This is a genomic window from Nonomuraea marmarensis (assembly GCF_043197025.1).
GTDB classification, from domain to species: domain Bacteria; phylum Actinomycetota; class Actinomycetes; order Streptosporangiales; family Streptosporangiaceae; genus Nonomuraea; species Nonomuraea marmarensis.
The window spans coordinates 381,003-404,287 of record NZ_JBICRM010000005.1 but is presented as its reverse complement, the minus strand read 5'-3'; the positions used below and the strand labels follow the sequence as shown (position 1 = coordinate 404,287).

At 69.8% G+C, this 23,285-nt stretch carries 22 protein-coding genes; 13 read left to right on the top strand and 9 right to left on the bottom strand.

The window, feature by feature from the left end; genetic code table 11:
- Positions 1-104, bottom strand: a 104-nt coding sequence (locus ACFLIM_RS11175) for a metal-sensing transcriptional repressor (protein ID WP_393164433.1), incomplete at its 3' end; no start/stop codon positions are given.
- Positions 105-343: 239 nt separating this feature from the next.
- Here ACFLIM_RS11175 and ACFLIM_RS11170 point away from each other — a divergent pair.
- The 7 genes from ACFLIM_RS11170 to ACFLIM_RS11140 all read left to right on the top strand — a co-directional run bounded on the left by ACFLIM_RS11170 (position 344) and on the right by ACFLIM_RS11140 (position 8,217).
- The gene (locus ACFLIM_RS11170) at positions 344-1,759 is read left to right on the top strand and encodes an MFS transporter (RefSeq protein ID WP_393164418.1); all 1,416 of its coding nucleotides are present in this window, start codon (positions 344-346) and stop codon (positions 1,757-1,759) included.
- 222 nt (positions 1,760-1,981) lie between these two features.
- Complete coding sequence (locus ACFLIM_RS11165; RefSeq protein WP_393164417.1) at positions 1,982-2,947, top strand: C40 family peptidase; 966 nt, start codon at positions 1,982-1,984, stop codon at positions 2,945-2,947.
- A gap of 120 nt (positions 2,948-3,067) precedes the next feature.
- On the top strand, positions 3,068-3,838 hold the full coding sequence (locus ACFLIM_RS11160; RefSeq protein ID WP_393164416.1) for a hypothetical protein: 771 nt from the start codon (positions 3,068-3,070) through the stop codon (positions 3,836-3,838).
- A gap of 579 nt (positions 3,839-4,417) precedes the next feature.
- Positions 4,418-5,221 carry an SAM-dependent methyltransferase gene (locus ACFLIM_RS11155; RefSeq protein WP_393164415.1) on the top strand — a complete coding sequence of 268 codons (804 nt, stop codon included), beginning with the start codon at positions 4,418-4,420 and terminating at the stop codon, positions 5,219-5,221.
- A 153-nt stretch (positions 5,222-5,374) separates the two neighbouring features.
- Positions 5,375-6,763 (top strand): aldehyde dehydrogenase family protein, encoded by a 1,389-nt coding sequence (locus ACFLIM_RS11150; protein WP_393164414.1) that lies wholly within the window; start codon positions 5,375-5,377, stop codon positions 6,761-6,763.
- Between the two features lie 2 nt (positions 6,764-6,765).
- Complete coding sequence (locus ACFLIM_RS11145; RefSeq protein WP_393164413.1) at positions 6,766-7,209, top strand: DUF3598 family protein; 444 nt, start codon at positions 6,766-6,768, stop codon at positions 7,207-7,209.
- Positions 7,210-8,217, top strand: coding sequence for a nitrilase-related carbon-nitrogen hydrolase (locus tag ACFLIM_RS11140; RefSeq protein ID WP_393164412.1), 1,008 nt, complete (start codon positions 7,210-7,212; stop codon positions 8,215-8,217).
- On the opposite strand, the gene ACFLIM_RS11135 is transcribed toward ACFLIM_RS11140, so the two are convergent.
- Complete coding sequence (locus ACFLIM_RS11135) at positions 8,214-9,194, bottom strand: ABC transporter substrate-binding protein (protein ID WP_393164411.1); 981 nt, start codon at positions 9,192-9,194, stop codon at positions 8,214-8,216. The genes ACFLIM_RS11140 and ACFLIM_RS11135 overlap by 4 nt on opposite strands.
- Positions 9,195-9,564: 370 nt before the next feature.
- Here ACFLIM_RS11135 and ACFLIM_RS11130 point away from each other — a divergent pair, with 370 nt between their 5' ends.
- Positions 9,565-11,877: a sensor histidine kinase gene (locus ACFLIM_RS11130; RefSeq protein WP_393164410.1), complete on the top strand. Its 2,313-nt coding sequence runs from the start codon at positions 9,565-9,567 to the stop codon at positions 11,875-11,877.
- A 9-nt stretch (positions 11,878-11,886) separates the two neighbouring features.
- Positions 11,887-12,042, top strand: a complete 156-nt coding sequence (locus ACFLIM_RS11125) for a hypothetical protein (RefSeq protein ID WP_393164409.1) — start codon at positions 11,887-11,889, stop codon at positions 12,040-12,042.
- A 5-nt stretch (positions 12,043-12,047) separates the two neighbouring features.
- On the opposite strand, the gene ACFLIM_RS11120 is transcribed toward ACFLIM_RS11125, so the two are convergent.
- The 4 genes from ACFLIM_RS11120 to ACFLIM_RS11105 form a co-directional block, all read right to left on the bottom strand.
- Positions 12,048-12,926, bottom strand: a complete 879-nt coding sequence (locus ACFLIM_RS11120) for an isocitrate lyase/PEP mutase family protein (RefSeq protein WP_393164408.1) — start codon at positions 12,924-12,926, stop codon at positions 12,048-12,050.
- A 1,518-nt stretch (positions 12,927-14,444) separates the two neighbouring features.
- The gene (locus tag ACFLIM_RS11115; RefSeq protein ID WP_393164407.1) at positions 14,445-15,899 is read right to left on the bottom strand and encodes an acyltransferase family protein; all 1,455 of its coding nucleotides are present in this window, start codon (positions 15,897-15,899) and stop codon (positions 14,445-14,447) included.
- Between the two features lie 247 nt (positions 15,900-16,146).
- On the bottom strand, positions 16,147-16,818 hold the full coding sequence (locus ACFLIM_RS11110; RefSeq protein WP_393164406.1) for an anti-sigma factor family protein: 672 nt from the start codon (positions 16,816-16,818) through the stop codon (positions 16,147-16,149).
- Positions 16,811-17,314 carry an RNA polymerase sigma factor gene (locus ACFLIM_RS11105; RefSeq protein WP_393164405.1) on the bottom strand — a complete coding sequence of 168 codons (504 nt, stop codon included), beginning with the start codon at positions 17,312-17,314 and terminating at the stop codon, positions 16,811-16,813. Before ACFLIM_RS11105 ends, ACFLIM_RS11110 begins: the two co-directional genes overlap by 8 nt.
- A 112-nt stretch (positions 17,315-17,426) precedes the next feature.
- Here ACFLIM_RS11105 and ACFLIM_RS11100 point away from each other — a divergent pair, with 112 nt between their 5' ends.
- Together ACFLIM_RS11100 and ACFLIM_RS11095 are read left to right on the top strand one after the other, a co-directional pair.
- Positions 17,427-17,855 (top strand): hypothetical protein, encoded by a 429-nt coding sequence (locus ACFLIM_RS11100; RefSeq protein WP_393164404.1) that lies wholly within the window; start codon positions 17,427-17,429, stop codon positions 17,853-17,855.
- The gene (locus ACFLIM_RS11095; protein WP_393164403.1) at positions 17,839-18,648 is read left to right on the top strand and encodes a cytochrome b/b6 domain-containing protein; all 810 of its coding nucleotides are present in this window, start codon (positions 17,839-17,841) and stop codon (positions 18,646-18,648) included. Before ACFLIM_RS11100 ends, ACFLIM_RS11095 begins: the two co-directional genes overlap by 17 nt.
- On the opposite strand, the gene ACFLIM_RS11090 is transcribed toward ACFLIM_RS11095, so the two are convergent.
- Positions 18,649-19,512, bottom strand: coding sequence for an NmrA/HSCARG family protein (locus ACFLIM_RS11090; protein ID WP_393164402.1), 864 nt, complete (start codon positions 19,510-19,512; stop codon positions 18,649-18,651).
- 84 nt (positions 19,513-19,596) lie between these two features.
- On the opposite strand from ACFLIM_RS11090, the gene ACFLIM_RS11085 reads away from it, so the two are divergent.
- A complete protein-coding gene (locus ACFLIM_RS11085) occupies positions 19,597-20,037 on the top strand; it encodes a MarR family winged helix-turn-helix transcriptional regulator (RefSeq protein ID WP_393164401.1) in 441 nt (146 codons plus the stop codon).
- Between the two features lie 186 nt (positions 20,038-20,223).
- Here ACFLIM_RS11085 and ACFLIM_RS11080 read toward each other — a convergent pair whose 3' ends face one another.
- Both ACFLIM_RS11080 and ACFLIM_RS11075 read right to left on the bottom strand, forming a co-directional pair.
- Positions 20,224-21,804: an ABC transporter permease gene (locus ACFLIM_RS11080; RefSeq protein WP_393164400.1), complete on the bottom strand. Its 1,581-nt coding sequence runs from the start codon at positions 21,802-21,804 to the stop codon at positions 20,224-20,226.
- A 78-nt stretch (positions 21,805-21,882) separates the two neighbouring features.
- Positions 21,883-22,188, bottom strand: coding sequence for a hypothetical protein (locus ACFLIM_RS11075; RefSeq protein ID WP_393164399.1), 306 nt, complete (start codon positions 22,186-22,188; stop codon positions 21,883-21,885).
- Positions 22,189-22,336: 148 nt separating this feature from the next.
- On the opposite strand from ACFLIM_RS11075, the gene ACFLIM_RS11070 reads away from it, so the two are divergent.
- Positions 22,337-23,182 carry a class I SAM-dependent methyltransferase gene (locus tag ACFLIM_RS11070; RefSeq protein WP_393164398.1) on the top strand — a complete coding sequence of 282 codons (846 nt, stop codon included), beginning with the start codon at positions 22,337-22,339 and terminating at the stop codon, positions 23,180-23,182.
- The last annotated feature ends 103 nt before the right edge of the window (positions 23,183-23,285 follow it).

Below are 23,285 nucleotides of genomic sequence, written 5' to 3'. Positions count from 1 at the left end.
CAGTATTTGTCGTCTTCGACCATCCGCTGCAGACCACGCACCTGCCCCTCGACCCGGCGCAGCCGCACCGCGTGATCCTGCTTGCTACCGCTATATCCGACCATGCCAGCCTCCCATCGAGCCTCTCGCCTACTACAACACTATACCCCCCTATGGTATTCCGATAGCAAGGGGCAATCTCCGCCCTTTCTGGACGCCGGAGCCGTCGAGCTTGACATATACCCCTAGGTAGTATTTATTGCCATCTCATACCCCCGACGGGTATCAGCTTCCTGGAAAACGGGGAGCAGTCCAACGCAGCTCGTACCCTACCCCGGTACGGCTTATCGCCTGGAGAGTGCTCATGTCCGCACCATCCCCCCGGCGATGGACCGCCCTGGCTCTGATCGCCACCGCCCAGTTCATCGTCATCATGGACACGTCGATCATCGGCGTGGCCCTGCCCCGCATCCAGGAGGACCTCGGCTTCTCCCAGGAGAGCCTGTCCTGGGTGTTCAACGCCTACGTCGTCGCCTTCGGCGGGCTGCTGCTGCTCGGCGGGCGGCTGTCGGACCTGTTCGGCGCTCGCCGGCTGTTCGGCGCCGGCTGGCTGATCCTGCTCGCCGGCTCGCTGGTCGCCGGCCTCGCTCCCGAGGTGTGGGTGGAGCTGACCGGCCGCGCCGTCCAAGGCGCCGGCGCCGCCCTGATCGCCCCGTCCGCGCTGACCCTGCTGATGATGTTGTTCGGCCACGACCCCAAGGAGCTCACCAAGGCTCTGTCCCTGTACGGGGCGGCGGCCCCGGCGGGCGGCACCGCCGGGGTGTTCCTCGGCGGCGTCATCACCGAATATCTGAGCTGGCCCTGGGTGTTCTACATCAACATCCCCATCGCGCTGATCGCGCTGCTGGCCACCGCCCCGCTGATGCCCGCCGCCCAGACCCGGCGCGGCTCCATCGATCTCACCGGCGCGCTGACCGTCACCGCGGGCCTGGCCGTCGCGGTCTACGCCATCGTCCGCGCCCCGGAGGTCGGCTGGGGCTCCGCGCAGACCTGGCTCGTGCTCGCCGCCGCCGTCGCCCTGCTCGCCACCTTCGTCGCGATCCAGGCCCGCCGCCGCGAGCCGCTGATGCGGCTGTCCATCTTCCGCACCCCCAACCTGGCCGCGGCCAACCTCGCCCAGCTGCTGCTGGGTGGCGCGTGGATCCCGATGTGGTTCTTCCTCAACCTCTACCTGCAGCAGGTCCTCGGCTACAGCGCCTTCCCCAGCGGCGCCGCCCTGCTGCCGACGACCATCCTGATCATGATCGGCATGATCGTGCTGGCGCCGCGTGCCATCAACCGATTCGGCCCCAAGACGATAACGGTCACCGGCATGGCCCTGCTCGCCGTGGGCATGGGCTGGCTGTCATTCGTCAGCCCGGACGGCAGCTTCGTCGTCGACGTCCTGCCCGCCAGTCTCGTCGCCGCGCTGGGCATGTCGCTGGCCTTCATCCCCTCCCTCGGCACCGCCATCTCCGCCGCCCGTCCCGAGGAAGGCGGCCTCGCTTCCGGCATCGTCAACACCAGCTACCAGATCGGCAGCGCCCTCGGCCTGGCCGCCATGACCGCCGTCGCCGCCGCCAACGGCTCCGGCCGGCTCGGCAACCTGCCCGCGCTGACCAACGGCTTCTCCGCCGCATTCGTCGGAGCCACCGCCATCGCCGTCGTCGGCGCCCTGCTCGCCGCCCTCACCCTGCGCGTCCCCAAGACCGCGCAGCCAGAGCCCGAACCCGTCCACTGAGCACCCGATCACTCCAGCAGCGCCCCCGGTTCCAGAAGGAGCCGGGGCGCACGCCATTGAACGCCCCGGGGGTGGCCTGCGTATCTCCACAGGGATCGGCACGACAGTCCGCTACGGCGGATAGTATGTTCCGACCCTGACGATCAACGGCCGCGAGCAGGACCTTCGCTGTCGCACGGGGCGGCCCGATGTGGAGATTTACGAGGAGGCATCGTAGTGGCCATGCTTGGGCGAACCGCAGTGGCCGTGACACTGGCATCGGCCGCACTGGTCTCCAACCCCGGCGCCGCCGCCGCCGACCCGTCGCCGGCCCAGGCCAGGGCCAAGCTGGTGAAGCTGAACGAGCAGGCCGACCAGGTGGTCGAGCGGTACAACCAGGCCACCGAAACCTACCGGAACGCGAAGAAGAAGTACGACGTCCTCAACACCGAGCTCGGACGCAAGGCCGCCCAAGCCGACACCCTGCGCAAGGACCTCGCCACCGTGGCGGTCAGCGACTACCAGCTCGGCCCGTTCACCGGCTGGGGCAGATTCGTCGGCCAGGGCGACCCCGAGTCGATCCTGAGCGGCATGGCCTCCCTCGAACAGATCGCGCAGGCCAGGGCGGCGAAAGTACGCGCCTTCGAGGCGACCACCAAGGACCTGCGCGACCGGCGCGACCAGGCCAAGGGCGTGCTGCGAGAGGCCGATACCGCACGCGACAAGGTACGCGGCGAGAAGACGAAGGTCGACAAACTCGTCGGCGAACAGACCAAGCTGCTGCGCCGGCTGGGCGCCTTCCAGACCGGCGACCCGAACAGCCCCGGCATCCAGTACACCGGCCCGGCCTCCGGCAACGCCCGCGAGGCGCTCCAGTTCGCCTTCGCCCAGGTCGGCAAGCCCTACCGGTACGGCGGCACGGGACCCAACTCCTTCGACTGCTCCGGCCTCACCCAGGCAGCCTGGCGCACCGCGGGCGTCGAGCTGCCCCGTACCACCTGGACCCAGTGGAGCTGGGGCGCCGGCCGACGCGTCCCCCTGGACGCCTTACAACCCGGCGACCTGCTCTTCAGCAAAGGACTCGGGCACATGGGCATGTACGCCGGCGGCGGCAAGATGGTCCACGCGCCACAGACCGGAGACGTCATCAAGGTGGTCGACCTCGACGACTACTGGCGCAACCGCCTACTCGGCGCGATCCGCCCATGACGGGGGCCGCGTCCACCTGGCTCAGTCCTCGCCCACCACGGTCAGGTCGTCGCCCAGCAACGGTGGAGAATCACGCCCACTGCCCCGATTCGTGATCTGCCTTTGCCACGATCGGCGACCATGAAGAACATGATCGCGGCCGTGGTGGCCGGCGGCGCCGTCCTGGTGGCCGCCGCCCCCGCGCATGCCGCGCCCAAGGACCCGGTACGCGCGCTGCAGGCCCAGCTGGTGACCGGACACGGCGTACGTTTCAGCGAGACCACGACGTTAGCCGACGACCGTGGCAAGGATCCCTTCCAGCGCCGTACCGGAACCTTCCAGTTCAACAAGAAGGGCATCGCCGCCTCCGACATCACGGCGAAGATGCTGAACGAGACGTCGGAGTTCGAGGACAGCCGGACGCCGGAGCGCACGATCAGCGTCGGCAGGACCGGCTGGTCCTCCGGCGGCATGTGGAAGGACCAGCTGCCGGAGGGCAAGACCTGGTACAAGATAGGCGGCATGCTCGCGGGTGGCTCGGGCTTCTACGGGCAGGTGATCAACCCGGCCGAGCCGAAGACGCTGGCCGGGTTGATCAAGAAGGGCAAGCACGTCAGGAACACGTACACCGGGAAGATCACCTTCAAGGAGCTCGACAAGCTGTCGCCCTGGTTCGGCGCGTCGATCCCGATCCGGTGGCACAACGAGACGAAGGTGTCCTACACCCTCACGGTCAACGGCGCGGGGCTGGTGACCAGGGTGACCAGCTCGTACGCCGCGACGGGGGTGTTCGACACGGACGCGCTGGAGGGCAAGACGTTCACCATCGACAGCCGGTTCACCGGATGGGGCCGCAAGGTGTCCATCAAAGCACCCGACCCGGACAAGGTGGCCACCAAGCTCAACGAGTGAGGCGCCCAGCCGACCCCCAGGTGGGCGCGGCGGTCGTCCCGTAGCGTTGCCGATGGCAAACGGCCCGCGTCACCCTTGATCACCCTGTTGCGGTGACCGCCCCTGCTCGCGCGGTATTCGGCGACCGCCATGATCGCGTCGTTCGCCTCGCCGATCGTGACCGCGTCCATGCTGACGTTGAGGATCTCGACGCCATGCTCCTGCATCCCCCGTCAATCGATTGAACGGTGGTGCCTGACAGATCACAACACGAATTGCGGTGAACCGTAAAGGGTTACCAGCGCCGCGCCGGTCAACAAGAACTTGATCTACCTGTACATCGGCCGAGTCAAGAAATCGCATCAGGAACCTATACAAAGCGGATGAAAGGTCCTAATCTCGACATTGCTCCAGTCGGCAACGACTGGAGCACCAAATGCGATGAGCCCCCCAGCCGTCAGGGGGCGGCCGGGGCCTGCTCGTCAGGTTCCATGGTTCGATCTGGAACCGGCTCATCGTCCGGCTGCCCCTTCTTGGCTCGCCGCCTCCGTTAGTTGCGCTAACTTGAGTATCGGATGATCTCTAATGGAGGCCGTGTAAATGACGGAGCAGGACGGGAGCGCCCCGAAGGGCATCGACGTCACCAGGCCGAGCGTCGCCCGAATGTACGACTACTACCTCGGAGGAAAAGACAACTTCGAGATCGATCGGGAGGCCGTGGGGCGGGTCGAGAAGGCCATGCCCGAGATCCGTCAGTTAGCGCAGGAAAACCGGGCCTTCCTGCGTCGCGCGGTGCGTTACATGGCTCGGCAGGGGATCCGGCAGTTCATCGACATCGGCTCCGGCCTGCCCACCGTGGGCAACACGCATGAGATCGCTCAGGAGATCGTCCCGGACGCTCGCGTGGTCTACGTCGACAATGACCCGGTCGTGCTGCAACACGGTCGCGCGATCCTGGCGACCGACGTCAACACCACCGTGGCCGCCGCCGACATGCGGCACCCGGCCGAGGTCCTCGGACATCCGGAAACGGTCAAGCTCATCGATTTCCACGAGCCGGTCGGCGTCCTGATGATCGCCATGACACACTTCCTCACCATGGACGAACGGCCCTCGATCATGGGCCACCTCCGCGACGCCCTGCCGTCCGGCAGCCACCTCACGGCCACCCACGTCACCCGCGACGGCCACTCGGCGGACGCGGTCGCCCAGATCGAGACCGTTTACGCGGCCACCCCGACACCGATCTACTTCCGCGAGCACGCGGAGGTCGCCCGCTTCTTCGATGGATTCGACCTGGTCGACCCCGGTCTGGTCACCATCGACACCTGGCGCCCCGACCCGGACGACCCGGCCCCCGCGGCCACGAAATGGCTGTACGGGGGCGTCGGCCGCAAGCCGTGAAAAGTGCCCTGAGATGTGCGTCTTTTCAGTTTCGGGTACGGCTGGACAGTGCCGGTTCGCGCATGATCAGAATAGGCCTCGTCCTGATTTCTCCGGTGCGGAGGACGAAACGGTGTGGACCAGCGACGTCGGCGTACCCACTGATGGGTGCCCATGAGCGGGACGGTCAGGAACCCGCTCACCGGGCGGCCCGAACGCCCGCTCGCGCCCGCCACGGCCGGCCGGCTCGCTGAGATCGCGGCCGAGCTGCGGGCGCGGGCCGCCGGGTGGCAGCGCGCGGACCGCGGAGAGATCTTGTCCGCCTTCGGTGCCGCGCTGGCCGCCGACGACGACCTGCTGGCCGCGCTGGTGGCCGACACCGGGCGGGTGGGCGAGTCGCGGCTGGAGCGGCAGATCACCGCGGGCCTGATCGAGCGGTGGGCACGTCAGGCTCCCGCGCTGCTCGCGCCCCCGGCCGAGCGGCCCGCCTCCCTGCCCGGCGTCTTCGTGGGCGGCGACGCGGTGCCGTACGAGCTGGTGGGGGTGATCAGCCCGTGGAACTTCCCGCTGCTGCTCGGCCTGATCGACGCGGTGCCCGCGCTGGCGGCCGGATGCGCGGTGCTGGTCAAGCCGAGCGAGGTGACGCCGCGGTTCATCGAGCCGCTGATGCGGCTGGTGCCCGACGAGCTGCCGCTGCGGGTGGTCGAGGGGGACGGCGAGACGGGGGCGGCGCTGGTGGGGATGGTGGACGCCGTGGTGTTCACCGGCAGCGTGGAGACGGGCCAGGTGGTGGGGCAGGCGGCGGCCCGGGCGTTCATTCCGGCCTTCCTGGAGCTGGGCGGCAAGGACCCGGCGATCGTGCTGGAAGGGGCCGACCTCGACCGGGCGACGTCGGCGATCCTGTGGGGCGGCACCGCCAACGCCGGGCAGTCCTGCCAGTCGATCGAGCGGATCTATGTCGAGCGCGGTGTGCACGACGCCTTCCTCGAGCTGCTCGTCGCGAAGGCGGCCAAGGTGAAGCTGACGTGTGAGGGCGGCCCGATCGGGCCGATCATCGGCCCGGGGCAGGAGGAGGTCATCGCCGCTCACCTGGCCGACGCGGTGGCCGGCGGCGCGCTCGTGCACACAGGCGGCCAGATCGAGCGGCACGGCGGCGGCCACTGGTGCCGGCCCACGGTGTTGTCGCAGGTCACCCACGGCATGCGGGTAATGACGGAGGAGACGTTCGGCCCGCTGCTGCCGCTCATGGCCGTCGCCGACGCGCAGGAGGCGGTGGCCTTGGCCAACGACTCCGTCTACGGGTTGTCGGCCGCCGTCTTCGCCGGCTCGGAGCCGGCCGCCATGCAGGTGGCCGCCCGGCTGCGCGCGGGGGCGATCAGCGTCAACGACGCCTCACTGACCGCGCTCGTGCACGAGGGGGAGAAGCACTCCTTCGGGCTGTCCGGCTTGGGGAGCTCGCGCATGGGCGCCGCCTCGATCGGCCGGTTCCTGCGCCGCCGGGCCTTCCTGGTGAACCGATCCGAGGCCGCCGACCCGTGGTGGCATCCGCTGGAGGAGGAGTAGACGTGGGGCTTCGCGAGGAGATGCCGCTGCTGGCCCGCCACGAGGGCGAGTGGGAGGGCGAGTACGTCCACCTCGACCGCGACGGCGCCGTACTCGATCGGCACCGCGTGCGGATGACCTGCGCGATCGTCGACGATGTCACCTACCACCAGACCAACCGCTACACCTGGGACGACGGCCGGGAGGAGGTGCACGAGTTCCCCGGCCGCTATCTCGGCGGCGGGCGCTGCGGCTTCGACACCGACCGGCTCAAGGGCGAGTTCTGGGAGCTGGACGAGTTCACCCTCTACCTGCGCTGGCGGTTCAAGGCCGAGGGGGAGGATCTGCGGCTGTTCGAGCTGATCGTGCTGAGCGAGGACGGCAAGTCGCGCAGCAGGGTCTGGCAGTGGATCAAGGACGGTGAATGCGTGAAACGTACGCTGATCAACGAGCGGAGGGCCGGCTGAATGACCGCCTTTACCGCCCTCGCGCTGCAGGTGGAGACCAGGGCCGTCAACGCCGCCGCCGATCCGCGGGCCGAGATCCGCGCCGCCATCGACCGCATCGACCAGCAGGTACGCGGCTCGGCGGCGTGGATCGGCCCCGAGCTGCGCCTGGTGGTGCTGCCGGAGTACGCGCTGACCGGTTTCCCCATGCGGGAGAGTTTCGCCGAGTGGCGGGACAAGGCCGCGCTCGATCCCGGCGGCCCGGAGTACCGGGCGCTGGGCGAGATCGCCGTGCGGCACGAGGTGTTCCTGTGCGTGAACGCCTACGAACGGGACGAGCACTTCCCCGAGTTGTACTTCCAGGCGTCGGTGATCTTCTCGCCTGCCGGGGAGGTGGTGCTGCGCTATCGCAGGCTGCACTCGATGTTCACGCCGACCCCGTACGACGTGTGGGAACGGTACGTGGACATCTACGGCATCGACGGCGTACTGCCGGTGGCCCGTACCGAGATCGGCAACCTGGCGGTGCTCGCGTCGGAGGAGATCCTCATGCCGGAGCTGGCCCGCGTGCTGGCCCTGCGCGGTGCCGAGGTCTTCTGCCATCCCACCTCCGAGGCGTCCTCACCGGCGCTGACGCCGAAGGCGATCGCCCGCCGGGCCAGGGCCGTCGAGAACCTGGCCTACGTGGTCTCGGCCAACAGCGCCGGCCTGTCGGGCATCGCGATCCCCGGTGACTCCACCAACGGCGGTTCGGAGGTGATCGACCACCAGGGGCGGGTGCTGGCGCAGGCGGGCGCGGGCGAGTCGCTGGTGGCCTCCGCGGAACTGGACGTGGCGGCGCTGCGCCGGCTGCGCCTGCGACCCGGGATGGGCAACCTGCTGAGCCGGGTGAAGACCGGCTTGTGGGCCGAGGAGTACGGCAGGCACGACGGCGAGCGTCCCGGCGGGCTGTCGGCCGGGGCGCGGGACCGGGCGTGGTTCCGGGCCCGGCAGGCGGAGACGATCGAGCGGTTGTACGGCCCGCGCTAACGCCGGCCGGGAACGGGGACGACCATGGAGGCCACGTCCACCCTGGACTTCAGGTAGCCGAACTCGAACATCAGGTCGGCCACCCGCTGGATCCGCGTCGCGTTCAGCGACGTGGGGAACGTGCCCATGGCCATGGTCATCACCGCCTCCTTGGGTGTCTGGGTGTACAGCGGGACGACCGCGGCCAGTTCGGCGCGGTCGGTCGCGGCCAGGCGCTGGGCCTTGGCCACGGCGCGCTGGAAGGCGGCGGCGGTCTTGGGATGCTTGGTGGTCCAGGCTTCCGTCGCGGCCCAGCCGTCGATCGGCAGCGCGTCGGTGGGGCCCGTGTTGGTGTCGAGCAACAGCTTGGCCCCGGCCTGCTGGGCGGCCGACAGGAACGGCTCGACCATCCAGGCCGCGTCCACCTGGGAGTTCTTGAGCGCGGCCAGCTGGGCCTCGAAGTTGACGACCACGAACTTCACCTGCTCCGGGGTCACCTCCTGGGTCTTCAGGTGCGCGCTCGTCACCATCGTGCCCAGGTTGTTGAGGGAGTTGACGGCGATCGTCTTGCCCTTGAGATCCTTCGGGCCCTGTAGCGGAGAGTCCTTCATGACCACGACGCCGGCGATGCCGGGCGCGCCCTGCAGGCTGTCGTAGAGGATCTTTATTCTGGCCGCGCCGCTGCCCTGAATGTTGATCAGGGACACGTAGCTGCCTTTGAAGACGTCGATGCTGCCGTTGAGGATCTTCGGCATGACCGCCTGCGGCGCCTGGATGATCTCGGTCTTGATGGTCAGGCCCTCTTCCTTGAAGAAGCCCTTGCGCTCGGCGATGTACACCGGGGCCGAGGAGGGCGTGGGGCTGACGCCGATGGTCAACGTGGTCTTCTCCAGGCCCCCGGGCCCGGCGGACGGCTCGGCGTCCGTACCACCACAAGCCGCGAGGACGACCAGGGCGAGAAGTGCCGCACAGGCGCGAAAAGCAGGCCCGGATTTCATGAGTTCTCCTTGGCAGTCACGCGGACATGATCGTACAGGAGAAGTAAGGAGTAATGCCATGAAATGTTACTGATTCCCGACTCAGCGAAACATTACCTGTTGTCGAGAACTGTCCAATTTTGTTCCTTCTCGGCTTCGCTGGGAGATATATGTCTTCAATGAACCTTTCCGGAAAGTCAGATGATTTGTAAGGTTGGCCTACCTGGCTCGGATGTGCTCAAATTGCTCTTCGTCTCGGGGTGCGCATCTAGGGAGCCCAGTGAGGAACCAGCCGCACAGGAGAACGGTCAGTACGCGCAGGCGTAGATTCCGTTTTCGTGATTGGAAGGTACGTTCGCGGCTGATCGCCCTGATCGTCATCCCCACCGGGGTGAGCATCGTGGTCGGCGCCCAGCAGGTCATCACCTCCTGGGCCGCGGCGAGCCAGTACCAGCACGTACTGGACAAGGCCGAGCTCAGCGCCACCGTCACCGAGCTGACCCAGCAGCTCGCCCTCGAGCGGGACCTCGCCGTCTACTACGTGGCCGCCGATCGCACGCCTGAGTGGGAGGAGCCGCTGCGCGCGCAGTTCGAACCCGTCGACGAGGCCGCCGCCGCCTTTCGCGAGCAGGTCGCGGCCATCACCCCCGACTACGGCGAGAGCGCCTCGACCCTCGCCCAGCAGATGCTCAGCCGCCTGCCGGAGATCACCGCGACCCGCAACATCGTGCTGAGCTCCCAGTTGCTGGCGCTGCCGACGGTGACGAAGTACTCCCAGATCATCGCCGTTCTCGTGCAGTTCCACGACCAGATCAGCCAGGGCGGCGGCGACCAGGAGGCGCTGGCCAACAGCGTCCGGGCGCTGTCCGCCCTGGCCAAGGCCCATAACGCCGTCTCCGAGCAGCGCGCCCTGCTCGCCGGGGCGGCCACGGCCGGTCGCTTCCAGACCGGCGAGCTCGACCGCTTCATCACCGCCCGGGCCCAGCAGGAAAGTGAGATCGCGGTGTTCAAGTCCGTGGCCACGCCGGAGCAGCGCCAGGTCTACGACGACACCGTCACCGGCACGCTGGTGGACCGGGCCGAGGTGATCCGGCTGCGCGCGATGACGCAGGCCGCCGGGGGCGACCGGATCGACATCGAGCCGGAGCGGGACGATGACGCCGAGCACTGGTTCGAGGCGGTCAGCGGCACCGTCGACGGGATCTGGGCGGTGCAGAAGCGGCTGGGCGAATGGATCAACATCCAGGTCCGCACGCTGGAGGACGCCGCCCGCCGGGACGCTCTCCTGGCCGCCGCCCACAGCTTGCTGCTGCTGCTCGCGGTCTTGATGATCACGGCCATCATGGCCCGGTCCCTGGTACGTCCCCTGCGCAGGCTGCGGTCGGAAGCCCTGCACATCGCCGGCGCCCGCCTGCCCCAGACGGTCCGCCTGCTGCGCGAGAGCGGCGACGAGTCCGCCGTCGCCGTCGCTCCCATCGGGGTGGACTCCCGTGACGAGATCGGCGAGGTGGCCCGCGCCTTCGACGAGGTGCACCGCGAGGCCATCCGGCTGGCCGGCGAGGAGTCCAGGGTGCGGGCCAACATCAACGCCATGTTCGTCAGCCTGTCCAGACGCAGCCAGACCCTGGTCCAGCGGCAGATCAAGCTCATCGACGGGCTGGAGCGCAGCGAGCCGGACGAGCAGCGGCTGGCCAGCTTGTTCACCCTTGACCACCTGGCCACCCGCATGCGGCGCAACAACGAGAACCTGCTGGTCCTGGCCGGTCAGGAACCCCCCAGACGGTGGAACGAGCCGGTCGGCCTGGCCGACGTCGTCCGCGCCTCGCTGTCGGAGGTGGAGGGCTACGAGCGGGTCGTGGCCCAGCTCGCCGACGGCGTCGCCATCTCCGGACAGGCCGTCAACGACATCGTCCACCTGCTGGCCGAGCTCATCGAGAACGCGCTGGCGTTCTCCCCGTACGAGGCCCGCGTCACCGTCTCCACCACCCGGATCGACGGCGGCATCATGTTGTCCATCACCGACGCCGGCATCGGCATGACCCACGACGAGCTCGAGCAGGCCAACGACCGGCTCATCCGGATGCCTGCGGTGGACGTGTCCGTCTCCCGGCGGATGGGCCTGTTCGTGGTCGCCCGGCTGGCCCACCGCCACGGCATCCGCGTTCAGCTGCGTACGCACGGCGGCGGCGGTCTGACCGCGATCGTACTCCTGCCCGACTCGCTCCTGCGCCCCTATTCGGCCGTGGTCGCCCCCGTCACCCCGGCGGCTCCCAGCGCCTGGGCGCGATACGACCCCCTCAGCGCCGACGGGGCCGCCACCGGCCCGATCCCGGCCGTCCGGCCCGCCTCGTCCGCCGACGACTACCTGCCGATCTTCGCCGCGGTCGAGTCGGCCTGGTTCAACCGTGATCGGGCCGACGTCTGGAGCTCGCCGCAGGCCGACGCCGGTTGGAGCGCTGCCGAGGCCGCGGCCACCCCGGTCAACGACGGCGCCACCGCCTCCGGCCTGCCCAAGCGCGTACCGAAAGCCAATCTGGTGCCGGGCACGGCCGACACCACCTCGACGCCCAAAGGCGTCGCCCCCATCCCGCGCGTCTCACCCGAGCAGGCCCGCGACCGCCTGGCCAGCTTCCAGCAGGGTTTCCGAGCGGCCCGCGACGACATCTTCACCGGCAACACACCTCCCTTCGACTCACCGCGTTAGGGTGGCGCCGTGGCCGTCACGCTGGGCTACAGGTGGCATCGGCACGGACTGGCCCGCACCGCCTTTGACGGCCTGGCGCCCGCGCAGCGCAGGGAGGCCGCCAAGAGCGCGGCTCTCATCGCCGAGGCCACCGGCGACGACCAGCCGACGGTCACCTGGATCTGAGCCCGTCAACCCGGAATCTGGTATCGCTCCTCCAGCACGGCGTGCTCGTCGAGGCCGATCAGCGTGTTGAACTCCGCGAATCCGAGCAGGTTCTCGACCATTGACCGTGTGTCGCCCTGGGTGGCGAGTGTCTCCAGGTAGTCCCGCATGCCCTTGGCGGCGGCGAACGCCGCGCCGACCGAGAAGATCGCGAGCGCATAGCCCATCTCCTGCAGCCTGCGCACGCCCAGCAGCGGGGTACGGCCACCCTCGATCTGGTTGCTGAGCAAGGGGACGCGGTCGCGGAACGTGTCACAGATGCGCCGCATCTCCTCTTCGCTCTCGGGAGACTCGATGAACAACATGTCGGCACCCGCTTCGTGGTAGGCCGCGCCGCGATCGAGCGCCTCGTCGAGGCCCATCGTGGTCCGCGCGTCGGTACGGGCGATGATCATGAAGTCGGGATCGCATCGGGCGTCGACCGCCGCCTTGATCTTCTGGATCATCTCCTCCTTGGCGATGACGTGGCGACCCAGCATGTGCCCGCACCGCTTGGGGAACGTCTGGTCCTCGATGTGCATCGCCGCCGCACCGGCCGCCTCGTATTCGCGAACCGCGCGCCGTACGTTGAGCGGATTTCCGTAGCCGGTGTCGGCGTCGGCGATCAGCGGCAGGTCGACGGCGGCGGTGAAGGCGGCGACCCGCGCCACCATCTGCGTCATCGTCAGGTAGCCGACGTCGGGCTGGCCCAGCAGGCTGGCCGAGGTCTGGAAGCCGCTGAGGTAGACCGCCTGGAAACCGAGCGCCTGGACCAGCCGGGCACCGGTCCCGTCGTACGCACCGGGGGCCACCAGAATATCCGGGGCACTCAGCAACCGCCTCAACCGGGTCGTCCGTCGCGTCATCGCCTGCCCCCAGCTCTGTGTGTCTATAGCCGCCGCCCTACCCGCGCGGTCCGGCTCCAGTCACCGACGCGTTCATGCGACTTGCTCCACATCGAGGACGAGGGCGAACTCGCAGGGGCGGTTGGGCGGTGGCGGGATCGATACGGTCGGCGAGTCCCGTGCTGGTCCAGCTTCGGTGACCGGCCGGTAAAGCGTCCGTACGCGAGGCGTAGCCGGGCAAACGATCAGGGTACGCGGCTGTTTGTCCGGTACGTCGTTCGGAGTCCACCATGACCGTCACCACACGCGTGTCCGCGCGGCGATCGGCCCCGTGGGTCCTGCTCGCCCTGGTGAGCATCGGGTACGGTCTGGCGCAGGTGCTCCTGGCCGCCCCGTGGCTGGGCATCGGCTGGGACGAGGCGGTCTACGCCAGCCAGTACGCCGCCCACGCGCCCCCGGCGCCCTTCAGCGCCCCGCGCGCACGTGGGGTTCCGTTGCTGGTCGGCCCGGTGGTGGCGGTGACCGATTCGGTGCCGGTGTTGCGGCTGTACCTGATCGTGCTGTCCGCGCTGGGCCTTTATGCCGCCTTCGCGGTCTGGCTGCGGGTGCGCGATCACCGTGCGGTGCCGCTGGCCGCGCTGCTGTTCGCCGGGTGCTGGTTGTCGCTGTTCTACGGCGGTCAGGCGATGCCGAACCTGTACCTCGCACTGGCGGCGGTGGCCGCCACCGGCTTCGTGGCAGTGGGCGGCCGGTCTCGGCTGGCGCCGGTGGGATTGGCTGTCGCGTTCGCCGTCATGTCGCTGATGCGGCCCTCCGACTCGCTGGTGGCCGCCGTGGTCCTGGGCGCCGCGGCGCTGGCCGTACCCGCCTGGCGGCGGGCCTGGTCGCTCGCCGCCATCGCGGCCGGACTCGCCGTGGGATGGGGGCAGTGGCTGGTCGAGGCCCACCTTGCCTTCGGCGGGATGGCCGCGCGGCTGCGGGACGCGGGCCGGCACAACGCCACCGGCTGGACCCTCTCCCTGGCCGAGCACGCCCGCGCGCTGGACGGCCCGAGCCTGTGCCGGTTCGGCACCGACTGCGGCCCGATCTCGCCGGTCGCGCTGATCTGGTGGCTGGCGATCCCGGTGATGACCGGCGCGGGCGTGTGGGTGGCCTGGCGCGAGCGCCGCCCGGGCCCGGCGCTGCTGGCCGCGGGTTGCGGGCTGGCGCTCGCACTGCCGTACCTCTTCTATGTCGACTACGCCGCACCGCGCTTCCTGATGCCCGCGTACGCGCTGCTGGCGCTACCCACGGCCGACGCCATGACCGCACTTGCCCGACGACGTGCGCCGGCGGTGTTGATGGCAGTTGGGCTGGTGGCGCATCTGGCGTTGCAGGGCGCCTACGCACACCGCATGACCGCGATCCACCTGGCCGGACGGGAGCGGATGTCCCAGGCCGTCGACGAGCTGCGCCGCCAGGGCGTGCGCCCGCCCTGCATGATCTACGGCGAGTCGGGCGTGCAGATCGGCTACCTGCTCGGCTGCCACTCCCAGGGGATCACCCAACGATTCGCCGAACAGCCGCCTGCCCAAATCCGCCAGGCCCTCGCCCGTGCCCACCGGCTGGTGGTGATCCACGCCGACGTGCCGCCACCCGCGTACGTAAGCTCCTGGCCCCGGATCGACCTGCCCGGCCGCTGGACGGCCCGCCTCGCCCCGAGCGGGTGAACCGCAGGACGGCGGCCCCGGCGAAGTACGCGACCAGCGCCCCCGTCGGCATCCCGGCGGGGCCGTGGTGTCCAGGACCGGCCATGGCGATGCCCAGGAGCCCGGCCAGCACCCCGGCCATGCCGATCGCGGTGAGAACACCCGCCCCACGTCCCGGCACCGGGGGACTCGGCCCGGCTCGCCGCTCGACGGGCCCGAACACCGCCACCAGCAAGCACAGGATCAGCGCCAGCACGGCGAGCCAGGGCAGGCGCAGCAGGAACCACGGGACGGACCCCGGAGACGGCTGTGGCAGCAACCCGGTCGGATACAACGCCAGCACGCCGAGCACCGCGGCAGTCAGGTGCCACAGGAACAAGGTCATGATCACCGAGTTGACCGCGACGACCACCGTCCACCGGCGCACCCCGCGCAACCACCGCTCGCACGGATCGTGCAGCAGCAGCGCCAGCCCGGTCTGGGCGGTGGCCAGCGCCAGCAGGGCCAGGGTGGGCGGCGAGGTGTTCTGGATCTCTCCCGTCACGCCGACCATGCTGACCGGATAGGGACCGAACACGGTGAGCGCCACCAGAGCGACCAGCCCGCCCAGAGCCAGCGGCAGCGCGAGGCGCGGCAGGCGCCCATCCTGCCAGGCGAAGCCGAGTTGATGAACGGCCAGCCAGGCGAACAGGAAGTTGCCCTCGCCCCCATGCGGGATCCGCAACCCCAGCCGCGCCACGTCACCCGCCCCGACCAGCAGGACGAGCACGATCGGCACGGCCAGGCCGTACCGGCGATGCAGTACGTGCATCGGCGGCGTCAGGACCACCACGGCCAGATACGCCACCAGGAACCACAACGGGATCCCGGCCACCCAGACCGCCATCCCGATCATCGCAGGATCGGCTCCCACGGCCCCGGCCACCAGGGCAACCGTGGTGAGCACGGCCAGCAACATGGTGGTGGGCCGCACCAGCCGGTCGGTACGGCGCAGCGTCCAGCCGCTGACACCGCCGCCGTGACGACGGTGGGAGGCGAGCGAGGCCGCGTTGGCGAAACCGCCGACCAGAAAGAAGATCGGCATGACCTGGAAGAGCCAGGTCAGCGGGCGGGTCCACGGCACGAGGTCCAGCAGGCTGGCCCCGTGCAGACCGCCGTCGTAGGTCACCTGGATGACCAGCCAGTGCCCGATCACGACGGCGGCGATCGAGACGGCACGCAGCAGGTCGACGTGGCGGTCCCGGCGGGCAGGGGTCTGCTCGGCCTTTCTGCGCAGCTCCCGCGCCGCTCTCCGGATGGCTCCCATGGTGTCCTCGCCTCACGCGGAACGCGCGCCAGACCGGATCCCGTACGTCGTGGTCATGTGCGGCTCCTACCCAACCGGGCGGAACCGGCGGACAAGACCACCTGAGTATGACCCCATTTTCATACCGAAGATCTAGCTGGTCAGCGCGGCGGGCCACCCGATAGCGGCCGCGTGCCTGGGCAGCCCCGCCCCGAACCCGAACCCGCAGCACCGCCTGCGCGTGTCGGGCCCACCCGCGAAGCCGGGGTCAGCGCCGGAATCTGGCGACCATGTCCGGAGAGTTGGGCCGTCGCAGGTGGATCTCCGCGATCTGCCCGATGGGCTGCTCGACGGTGTTGCTCCACGACCGTTGCCGTCCCGAGAGCGTGAACCGGCCGAGGTCGACCGTCGAGCCGTCGATGCCGATCAGCACGGCCTGGTACGGCCCGCCTTCCTGCTTCATGGTGAACACGAGCCAGCTGGGCGAGCCCTGGTAGGCGAACACGTGACCGGCCACCTCACGGCCGGAGTAGAGACCGGCGGCCGTCAGGTAGCGGCCGTCGGCCACCTGCAGCGTGGCCCGGTAACCGGCCGCCAGCCGGCGGTCCGCCTCCGTGGCGCGCCACACGATCCCGCCCGCCAGCACGCTCACCACAACGACCGTGACCAGGTACGGGGTCAGCCGGCGCAGCAGCGAGGGTTTCCTGACCTCGGCGATCCTGGCCAGGACACGTGACTCGAACGCGGGAGGCGGCTCCTCGGCGGGTGCGATCGAGGTGAGGGCGTCGACCATGCGGGTCGCCTCTTCCAGCTCCCTGCGGCAGGCCGGGCAGTCGGTGAGATGCTGCAGCGCCACCGCGCGTTCCTCCCCTGACAGGGCGCCCGCGGCCAGCTCGGGGATCGCCTCGCGGGCCCGCCCGCAGCCGGAGGGCTCAGCCATCGCTCACCTCCAGTTGGACGCGGAGTTTCGCCATGCCCCTGCGCAGACGCGTCTTGGCGGTACCCAAAGGTATCCCCTCGATCTCGGCGATCTTCCTGCCTGACATCCCGTAGAACACGGCGAGCACGATCGCCCTGGCCTGCTCCCCCGGCAGGCCGCGCAGGGCCTGGCGGACGAACTCCTCATCCTGCGGCGCCTCGTCGGCCGGCTCGACGGCGAGGAGTTTGGTCATCAGCACCTGTGGATCGACCGGTTCCTCCCGCTTGAGGCGTAACGCGTCGATGGCCAGGTTGCGGGTGATGGTCAGCAGCCAGGTCGACACCGCGCCGCGGCGCGAGTCGTACGCCGCGCTGTGCCGCCACGCCCGGACGAACGCCTCCTGAGCCACCTCCTCGGCCAGCGCCGGCTCGCGCACGATCGTCCGCGCCAGCCCGAACACCCTGGCCTGATACCGACGAACCAGAGCGGCGGCCGCCTGCGCGTCCCCCGAAGCCATGCCGACGAGAAGCGACTCATCGGAAAGTGCCCTCATGCCCGTTCTACGGAAACGATCAGTGTTTCGGCTTCATGGTGAATCCGTTTTCGTGCCGCCGCCCGTACAACCAGGCATGAGACGTTATTTCCTGATAGCGGCGAGCTGCCTGCTGGTCGCGAGCTGCAGCGCGGCAACCGGCTCCTCGGACTCCTCCACGGACTCACCGACGCTCACCATCTCGGCCCCCGCCAACGGCGCAAACGTGGGGTCGTCGTTCGCCCTCGAGTTCAGCTCCAGCGAGGAGATCGGCGCGACCGACTCGGGCAAGGACCACGTGCACGTCTTCACCGACGGCCACTCCGACGACTACACCGTGGTCACCGCCTCGCCGTTCCAGGTCACGGGGCTGCCCGCGGGACAGCACAAGGTGGGCGTCACCCTGCAGCACGCCGACCACTCCTCGGCGGGCGCGTCGGCCGAGATCACCGTGAACGTGACCGGATCCGGCGGCAGTTCCTCTCCCTCGCCGCAGCAGGACCAGGGTTATGGCGGCGGGTACTGACCGCTGGGTTCGCCGCCACAACCGGCGGACCAGATGGTTCCACGCCGGCGTCTACCTCGCGACGCTGACGCTGCTGGGCACCGGCTGGTGGTTGCTGGCCGGCCAGGAAGGCAACCCCAGCCCGCTCGCGCGGATCACCGGCACGCCCGACACCACCCTGCACACCGTCGTGGGCTGGACGTTCGTGGTGCTCGCCGTCGCCGGGCTCGCGATGGGGTTCCGCGCGGTGCGCACGTTCCTGACGGAGTCGGTACGTTTCCACCGTACGGACCTGCGCTGGTTCGCCCGCTGGCCCGCCGCCACGGTGACCGGCGGCTTCGCCCATCACGACGGGCACTTCGATCCCGGGCAACGGCTGATCAACCTGGCGCTGGCCGGCGGGCTGCTCGTGCTCATCGGCAGCGGGGCCGGGATGGCGACGCTGCACGGCGGACCGGTGTTCGCGGTGCTCGTCAAGGTGCATGTCTGGACCACATACCTCGTCACCGCGCTGATCGCCGGTCACATCGTGGTCGCGTGCGGGGTGTTGCCCGGGTATCGGGGGGTCTGGCGTTCCATGCACCTGGGCGGGCGCCTGGACAGGTCGGTGGCGTTCCGGCTGTGGCCGGGGTGGGCCGCCCGGCAGGAGCCGACCTCGCTCGGCGCATACGTGCTCAATGCGCTCGACCCGATCGAGACGGCCAGGATCGAAGCACACCTGCGGCACTGCGCGGCCTGCCGGGCGGAGGTGTCCGAGATGCGAACGACCATCCGGCAGCTCAGGAAGGCTTCCGGAGCATCCGAGTCACCGTGATCAGGCCGCCTTGCGTACGCCGCCCCCTGCGGCGAGCCAGGCTTCCAGGGTCAGCAGGCCGGGGTGCAGCGCCCGCAACGCCGGAATGTCGGCCCGGTAGCCGGACTCGCCGAACCAGAACAACATGCGCGACTCCTTGCCCATCGCGCGCAACACGACTCTGGGCAGGCGCGGGTACCGGCCCGGCCGGCCCGCGGACCTGAGCACGGCGGCGATCTGCGGCACGGTCAGCTCGTCGCCGGCCAGTTCGACGGCCTGCCCGGCGAAGGTCTCCGGGCGTTCGAACGCCATCCGGGCGAAGACGCCGATGTCGCGCACGGCGATCATCTGCAACGGCTTGGCGGGCCCGAGCGCGGCCGCCATCATGCCCAGCCCGATCCCGGCACCGCGGAACGTGAACACGTCCGTGAACGTCGTCGGCCGCAGCACCGTCGCGGGCATGCCGGTGGCCCAAAGCCGCTGCTCGATCTCCCACTTGGTGTCGAAATGGGGGATCCCGCGCACCCGTTCCGCACCGCCCACCGAGGCGTAGACGAAGTGCTCGACACCGGCCGCCTTCGCTGCGTCCACCAGGGTCACGCCCTGCTCGACCTCGCCCTTGAGCCCGGCCGTACGGGAGTTCTGCACCCCGAACACCCCGTGCACGCCGGCCATCGCCCGTGCCAATGACGCCGCGTCCGCCATGTCACCCGGGACGACCTCCACTCCCCTGCCGGCCAGCGCCCTGGCCGCGGCCCCGGCCGGGTCGCGGGTGAGCGCCCGCACCCGCCACCGCTCGGGCCGGCCGAGCAGGGCGTCCACCACGGCGCCACCCTGGTTGCCGGTCGCGCCGGCGACGAGGATCAGCGGCTTCGCGATGCCCATGACATCCCTCCCACGCTAGGATGAATATGCTGAACACATAGATAATTACATAGTTCACTATTAGCTTGGGGAGGAACGCTCCGCATGTCAAGCGATCCGAGCGCGACGGAGTTGGGCGAGCTGCTGGTCGCCGCTTCGCGCGTGTTCTCCCAGCAGGGCAGGGCCAGATTCGGGGAGTACGGGTTGTCGCCGGCCAGGGTGCGCCTGCTGACCACGCTCCATCGGCGGCCGGGCAGCCGCATGCGGGATCTCGCCGACACGCTGGGGGTCAGCGGCCGGGCGGTCACCCCGCTGGTCGACGCGCTGGAGTCCGACGGCCTCATCGCCAGAAGGGCCGACCCGGACGACCGCCGGGCCTTTCGCCTCACGCTCACCGACACCGGACTCGCGACGATCGATCAGATCGCCGACCTGCAACGCCAGGTCAGCGAGGAGATCTTCAGCGGGCTACCGGCCCGGGATCGCAACGATCTGGCCCGCCTGCTGCGCGCGTTCCTCGACACGGCTTCCGCGCGGGAGTGCTAGGTCGCGGCGAGCACGTCGATGGTGGCGCTCGCCCGCACTGTGCCGTTGACCACGATCTCCAGCAGGCGCGGGCCCGGCGGCTCGGTCCTGGTCGTGACGGGCTGATGCCAGGAAGCACTGACAATCCCGGAGCCACCTCCGGTGTCAACGCAGGCTAATTTGGAAATATCCAGCAGCGATCCGGGTTCAGCCGAAGTCGCGGCGGCGCAGGGCGAGCAGGCCGCCGCAGACGAGCACCGCCGTGAGCGTGAGCAGGGTCAGGGCCGGTCTCGCGTCCCAGGGCACCCCGGCGACGGTGTTGGGGATGTAGTGGAACGGCTCCAGCGGGCTGCCGCCCCACATCCCGTACAGGGGGCCCATGACCTGGCCGAGCGCCGCGGTCAGGATCCAGACGATCCAGGAGATCGCCACGCTGGCCCGCGGGAACAGCCCGTACGCGAGCACGCAGAGCGCGCCGACGACCCAGACCGCGGGGAGCTGACCCAGCGCCCCGGCCACGATGCGGGGCAGGTCGGCGGCGAGGTCGCCCACGAGGAGCCCGTAGAGCGTGCCGTGCACGAGCGCGGCGACGGCCAGCAACGCCGCCGCGCCGAGCCCGGTCACGACCAGGTGGCCGCCCGCCCAGCGGAGCCGAGTCAGCGTGGTCGCCTGTACGGCCTCCGCGCGCCCCGAGACCTCGTCCGACCGGAGCCGCTGCGTCATGATCACGGGATAGAGCGCGATGGCGTAGGCGAAGATCAGGATCATGGACCACAGGAAGGCGTCGAGCGTCGCCCTGGTCGGCCCGCCGAAGCTCCGCAGCAGGCCTTCGACCATGTCGGTGGGCTGGGCGACCATCTGGTCGGCCATCGTGCCGACCCCGGCCGACGCGGCCGCGAAGAACGCGACGCCGGCCGCCCACTTCACGAGCAGGCCGCGGTGCAGCCGCCAGGCCAGGCTGATCGGGCCGCGCAGCTCAGGGGCCGACTCGCGCCCCAGACGTTCGGGGATCATCCCGGCGCCGAGGTCGCGGCGGTCGAGCAGCGCGTACGCGACCGCGCACAGCACCGCGCCCACCAGGGCCGACACCCCCAGCATCCACCACCGCTCGTCCTGGTACGCGTCCACGAGATGGCTCCAGCCGATCGGGGACAGGTACTTCAGCCAGTATTGCCCGGTCGCGTCACCGGCGTAGCGCATCACGTAGGCGAGCCCGAGCGCGGACAGGCCGATCACGGTGGCCGTACGCGCATTGCGCGCGAGCTGGGCGGCGACCGCGGCGATGCCGGCGAACACCCAGCCCGCCACCGTGGTCGCGGCGCCGTAGGCGGCCGATCCGACCGGTTCGAGCCCGACCCCGATCAGCACGGCGGTGGTGAGCAACCCGCCGATCAGGCTGACCCCCGCCGCCACCAGCAGCGCGGCGGTCAGCTGGGCGTGGCGGCTCACCACACCCGAGCGGACCAGCTCGGCCCGGCCGGAGTCCTCCTCCCTGCGGGTGTGCCGGACGACGGACATGACGGCCGCGAACGCGCTCGCCACATAGAGGAACCCGCCGCTGCGCCACGTGGCGAGCACCTCCAGCCGCGGTTCGACGAAGCCGCCGCCGAGCGCCTGGAAGAAGGCGTTGTGGCGGACGATGCCGGTGTAGGTGACCTTCAGCTCGTAGGTGGCCATGTTCCGGTTGATGTAGGACACCATCACCAGGGCCATGGTCACGATGAGCAGGATCCACCAGGGGGCAATGTTCCGTTCGCGACGCAGCGCGAGGCGGATCAGGGTGTTCATGGGGCCACTCCTGAGCGGGACTATTCAGCCGTATAACGGGCTATATCTATGAACAGCAGGCTATACCATCGTATAGCGCTACGTCCAGGCACGGCTCAGGGAAGGCGTAGCGCGATCATGGCCACGTCGTCGGCTCCCGACACGGGTGAGCACGACCGGCTCACCGGTCGCGAATACCCGGTCGAAGAGCGGGAAGTAATCCCTCTCGGAAAACGCGTCCCTGAACGGCGCTCTCACCGGCCGCTCCCCGAACAGCGAGCGGCACATCCGGTTCATATAGAGCACCCGATGATCGGGACCGCTGGTCACCGCGATGCCCACCGGGGCGGGCGCCGGCACGTCGAAGGCCAGGCCGTCGATGCCGTGCAGGCGGTCACCATCCACGGTGGCCGCCTATCCAGAATGAGAACATTAATAGCCTATTTATCGCACAGAGACGGAGAATTTATTTCCCGCTGCTATGATGGGATGATAAATCCAAATTTCGCCTTTAGCATCGTCGTTCCCGGCACAAAGAAGGGAACGACGGCTTATGCAGGAAGAGCAGCCCAGCCAGACCGCGATCATGGCGGCGGCCGCACGCGCCGCCCATCTCGAAGTGGACCAGCCCCCCTTCATCTTCCGTGACACCCTGGCCGCGCCCCTCCTCGGAGACCTCGCCGGCGAGCTCATCGGCTACCACCGCGAGCACGGCGATCACGTGGTCCTGGCGGGCACCCGCGCCCAGGTGGCGGCCCGCAGCCACTACACCGAGCACCGCCTGACCGGCGCCGGGCCGGCACAGTACGTGCTGCTGGGCGCGGGCCTCGACACCTTCGCCTACCGCACCGGCATGACCGGGGTCCGCGCCTTCGAGGTGGACCATCCGGCCACGCAGGAGTGGAAGCGCGGCCTGCTCGCGGCGGCCGGCCTCACGCCCACCGCCGACCTGGCCTTCGCGCCCGTGGACTTCGAGTCGGACGACCTGATGACCGCCCTGCGCGGCGCGGGATTCGACGAGTCCAGGCCGGCCCTGGTGAGCTGGCTCGGCGTGGCCATGTACCTCACGCGGGACGCGGTCGCCGCCACGTTCGCGACCCTGAGCCGGCTCGCCCCCGGCTCGGAGCTGGTCATGGAGTACGCCCTGCCGCCCGAGCTGCGCGACGAGCGGGGCCACGAGTACGCGGCCTTCGCCCTGCCCGCCGCCGCGGACCGCGGTGAGCCCTGGCTGACCTGCTTCACTCCCGAGGGCCTGTCGGCCCTGCTCGAAAAGCACGGTCTGGCGGTGGCCGAACACGTGCGGCAGGCCGACATCGACCCCTCGTTGTGGCGCCGCTCCGACGCCCTGCGCCCCGCCGACCTGTGCCGCCTGACCCGCGCCGTCGTACCAGGTGCCTGACCCGCCTCCCACGCGGACCGGGCTCATCTCGGTGTTGACCACGTCGGAGGCCGCGAACGCCACGACGCAGAGGCCGATCCCGCCCGTCACGACCGCTTTCACT

Excerpts from the sequence above, each read along its gene's own strand:
- ACFLIM_RS11170 (WP_393164418.1), top strand. The coding sequence starts at position 344 with ATGTCCGCACCATCCCCCCGGCGATGGACCGCCCTGGCTCTGATCGCC.
- ACFLIM_RS11165 (WP_393164417.1), top strand. The coding sequence starts at position 1,982 with ATGCTTGGGCGAACCGCAGTGGCCGTGACACTGGCATCGGCCGCACTG.
- ACFLIM_RS11160 (WP_393164416.1), top strand. The coding sequence starts at position 3,068 with ATGAAGAACATGATCGCGGCCGTGGTGGCCGGCGGCGCCGTCCTGGTG.
- ACFLIM_RS11155 (WP_393164415.1), top strand. The coding sequence starts at position 4,418 with ATGACGGAGCAGGACGGGAGCGCCCCGAAGGGCATCGACGTCACCAGG.
- ACFLIM_RS11150 (WP_393164414.1), top strand. The coding sequence starts at position 5,375 with ATGAGCGGGACGGTCAGGAACCCGCTCACCGGGCGGCCCGAACGCCCG.
- ACFLIM_RS11140 (WP_393164412.1), top strand. The coding sequence starts at position 7,210 with ATGACCGCCTTTACCGCCCTCGCGCTGCAGGTGGAGACCAGGGCCGTC.
- ACFLIM_RS11135 (WP_393164411.1), bottom strand. The coding sequence starts at position 9,194 with ATGAAATCCGGGCCTGCTTTTCGCGCCTGTGCGGCACTTCTCGCCCTG.
- ACFLIM_RS11120 (WP_393164408.1), bottom strand. The coding sequence starts at position 12,926 with ATGACGCGACGGACGACCCGGTTGAGGCGGTTGCTGAGTGCCCCGGAT.
- ACFLIM_RS11115 (WP_393164407.1), bottom strand. The coding sequence starts at position 15,899 with ATGGGAGCCATCCGGAGAGCGGCGCGGGAGCTGCGCAGAAAGGCCGAG.
- ACFLIM_RS11110 (WP_393164406.1), bottom strand. The coding sequence starts at position 16,818 with ATGGCTGAGCCCTCCGGCTGCGGGCGGGCCCGCGAGGCGATCCCCGAG.
- ACFLIM_RS11105 (WP_393164405.1), bottom strand. The coding sequence starts at position 17,314 with ATGGCTTCGGGGGACGCGCAGGCGGCCGCCGCTCTGGTTCGTCGGTAT.
- ACFLIM_RS11100 (WP_393164404.1), top strand. The coding sequence starts at position 17,427 with ATGAGACGTTATTTCCTGATAGCGGCGAGCTGCCTGCTGGTCGCGAGC.
- ACFLIM_RS11095 (WP_393164403.1), top strand. The coding sequence starts at position 17,839 with ATGGCGGCGGGTACTGACCGCTGGGTTCGCCGCCACAACCGGCGGACC.
- ACFLIM_RS11090 (WP_393164402.1), bottom strand. The coding sequence starts at position 19,512 with ATGGGCATCGCGAAGCCGCTGATCCTCGTCGCCGGCGCGACCGGCAAC.
- ACFLIM_RS11085 (WP_393164401.1), top strand. The coding sequence starts at position 19,597 with ATGTCAAGCGATCCGAGCGCGACGGAGTTGGGCGAGCTGCTGGTCGCC.
- ACFLIM_RS11080 (WP_393164400.1), bottom strand. The coding sequence starts at position 21,804 with ATGAACACCCTGATCCGCCTCGCGCTGCGTCGCGAACGGAACATTGCC.
- ACFLIM_RS11070 (WP_393164398.1), top strand. The coding sequence starts at position 22,337 with ATGCAGGAAGAGCAGCCCAGCCAGACCGCGATCATGGCGGCGGCCGCA.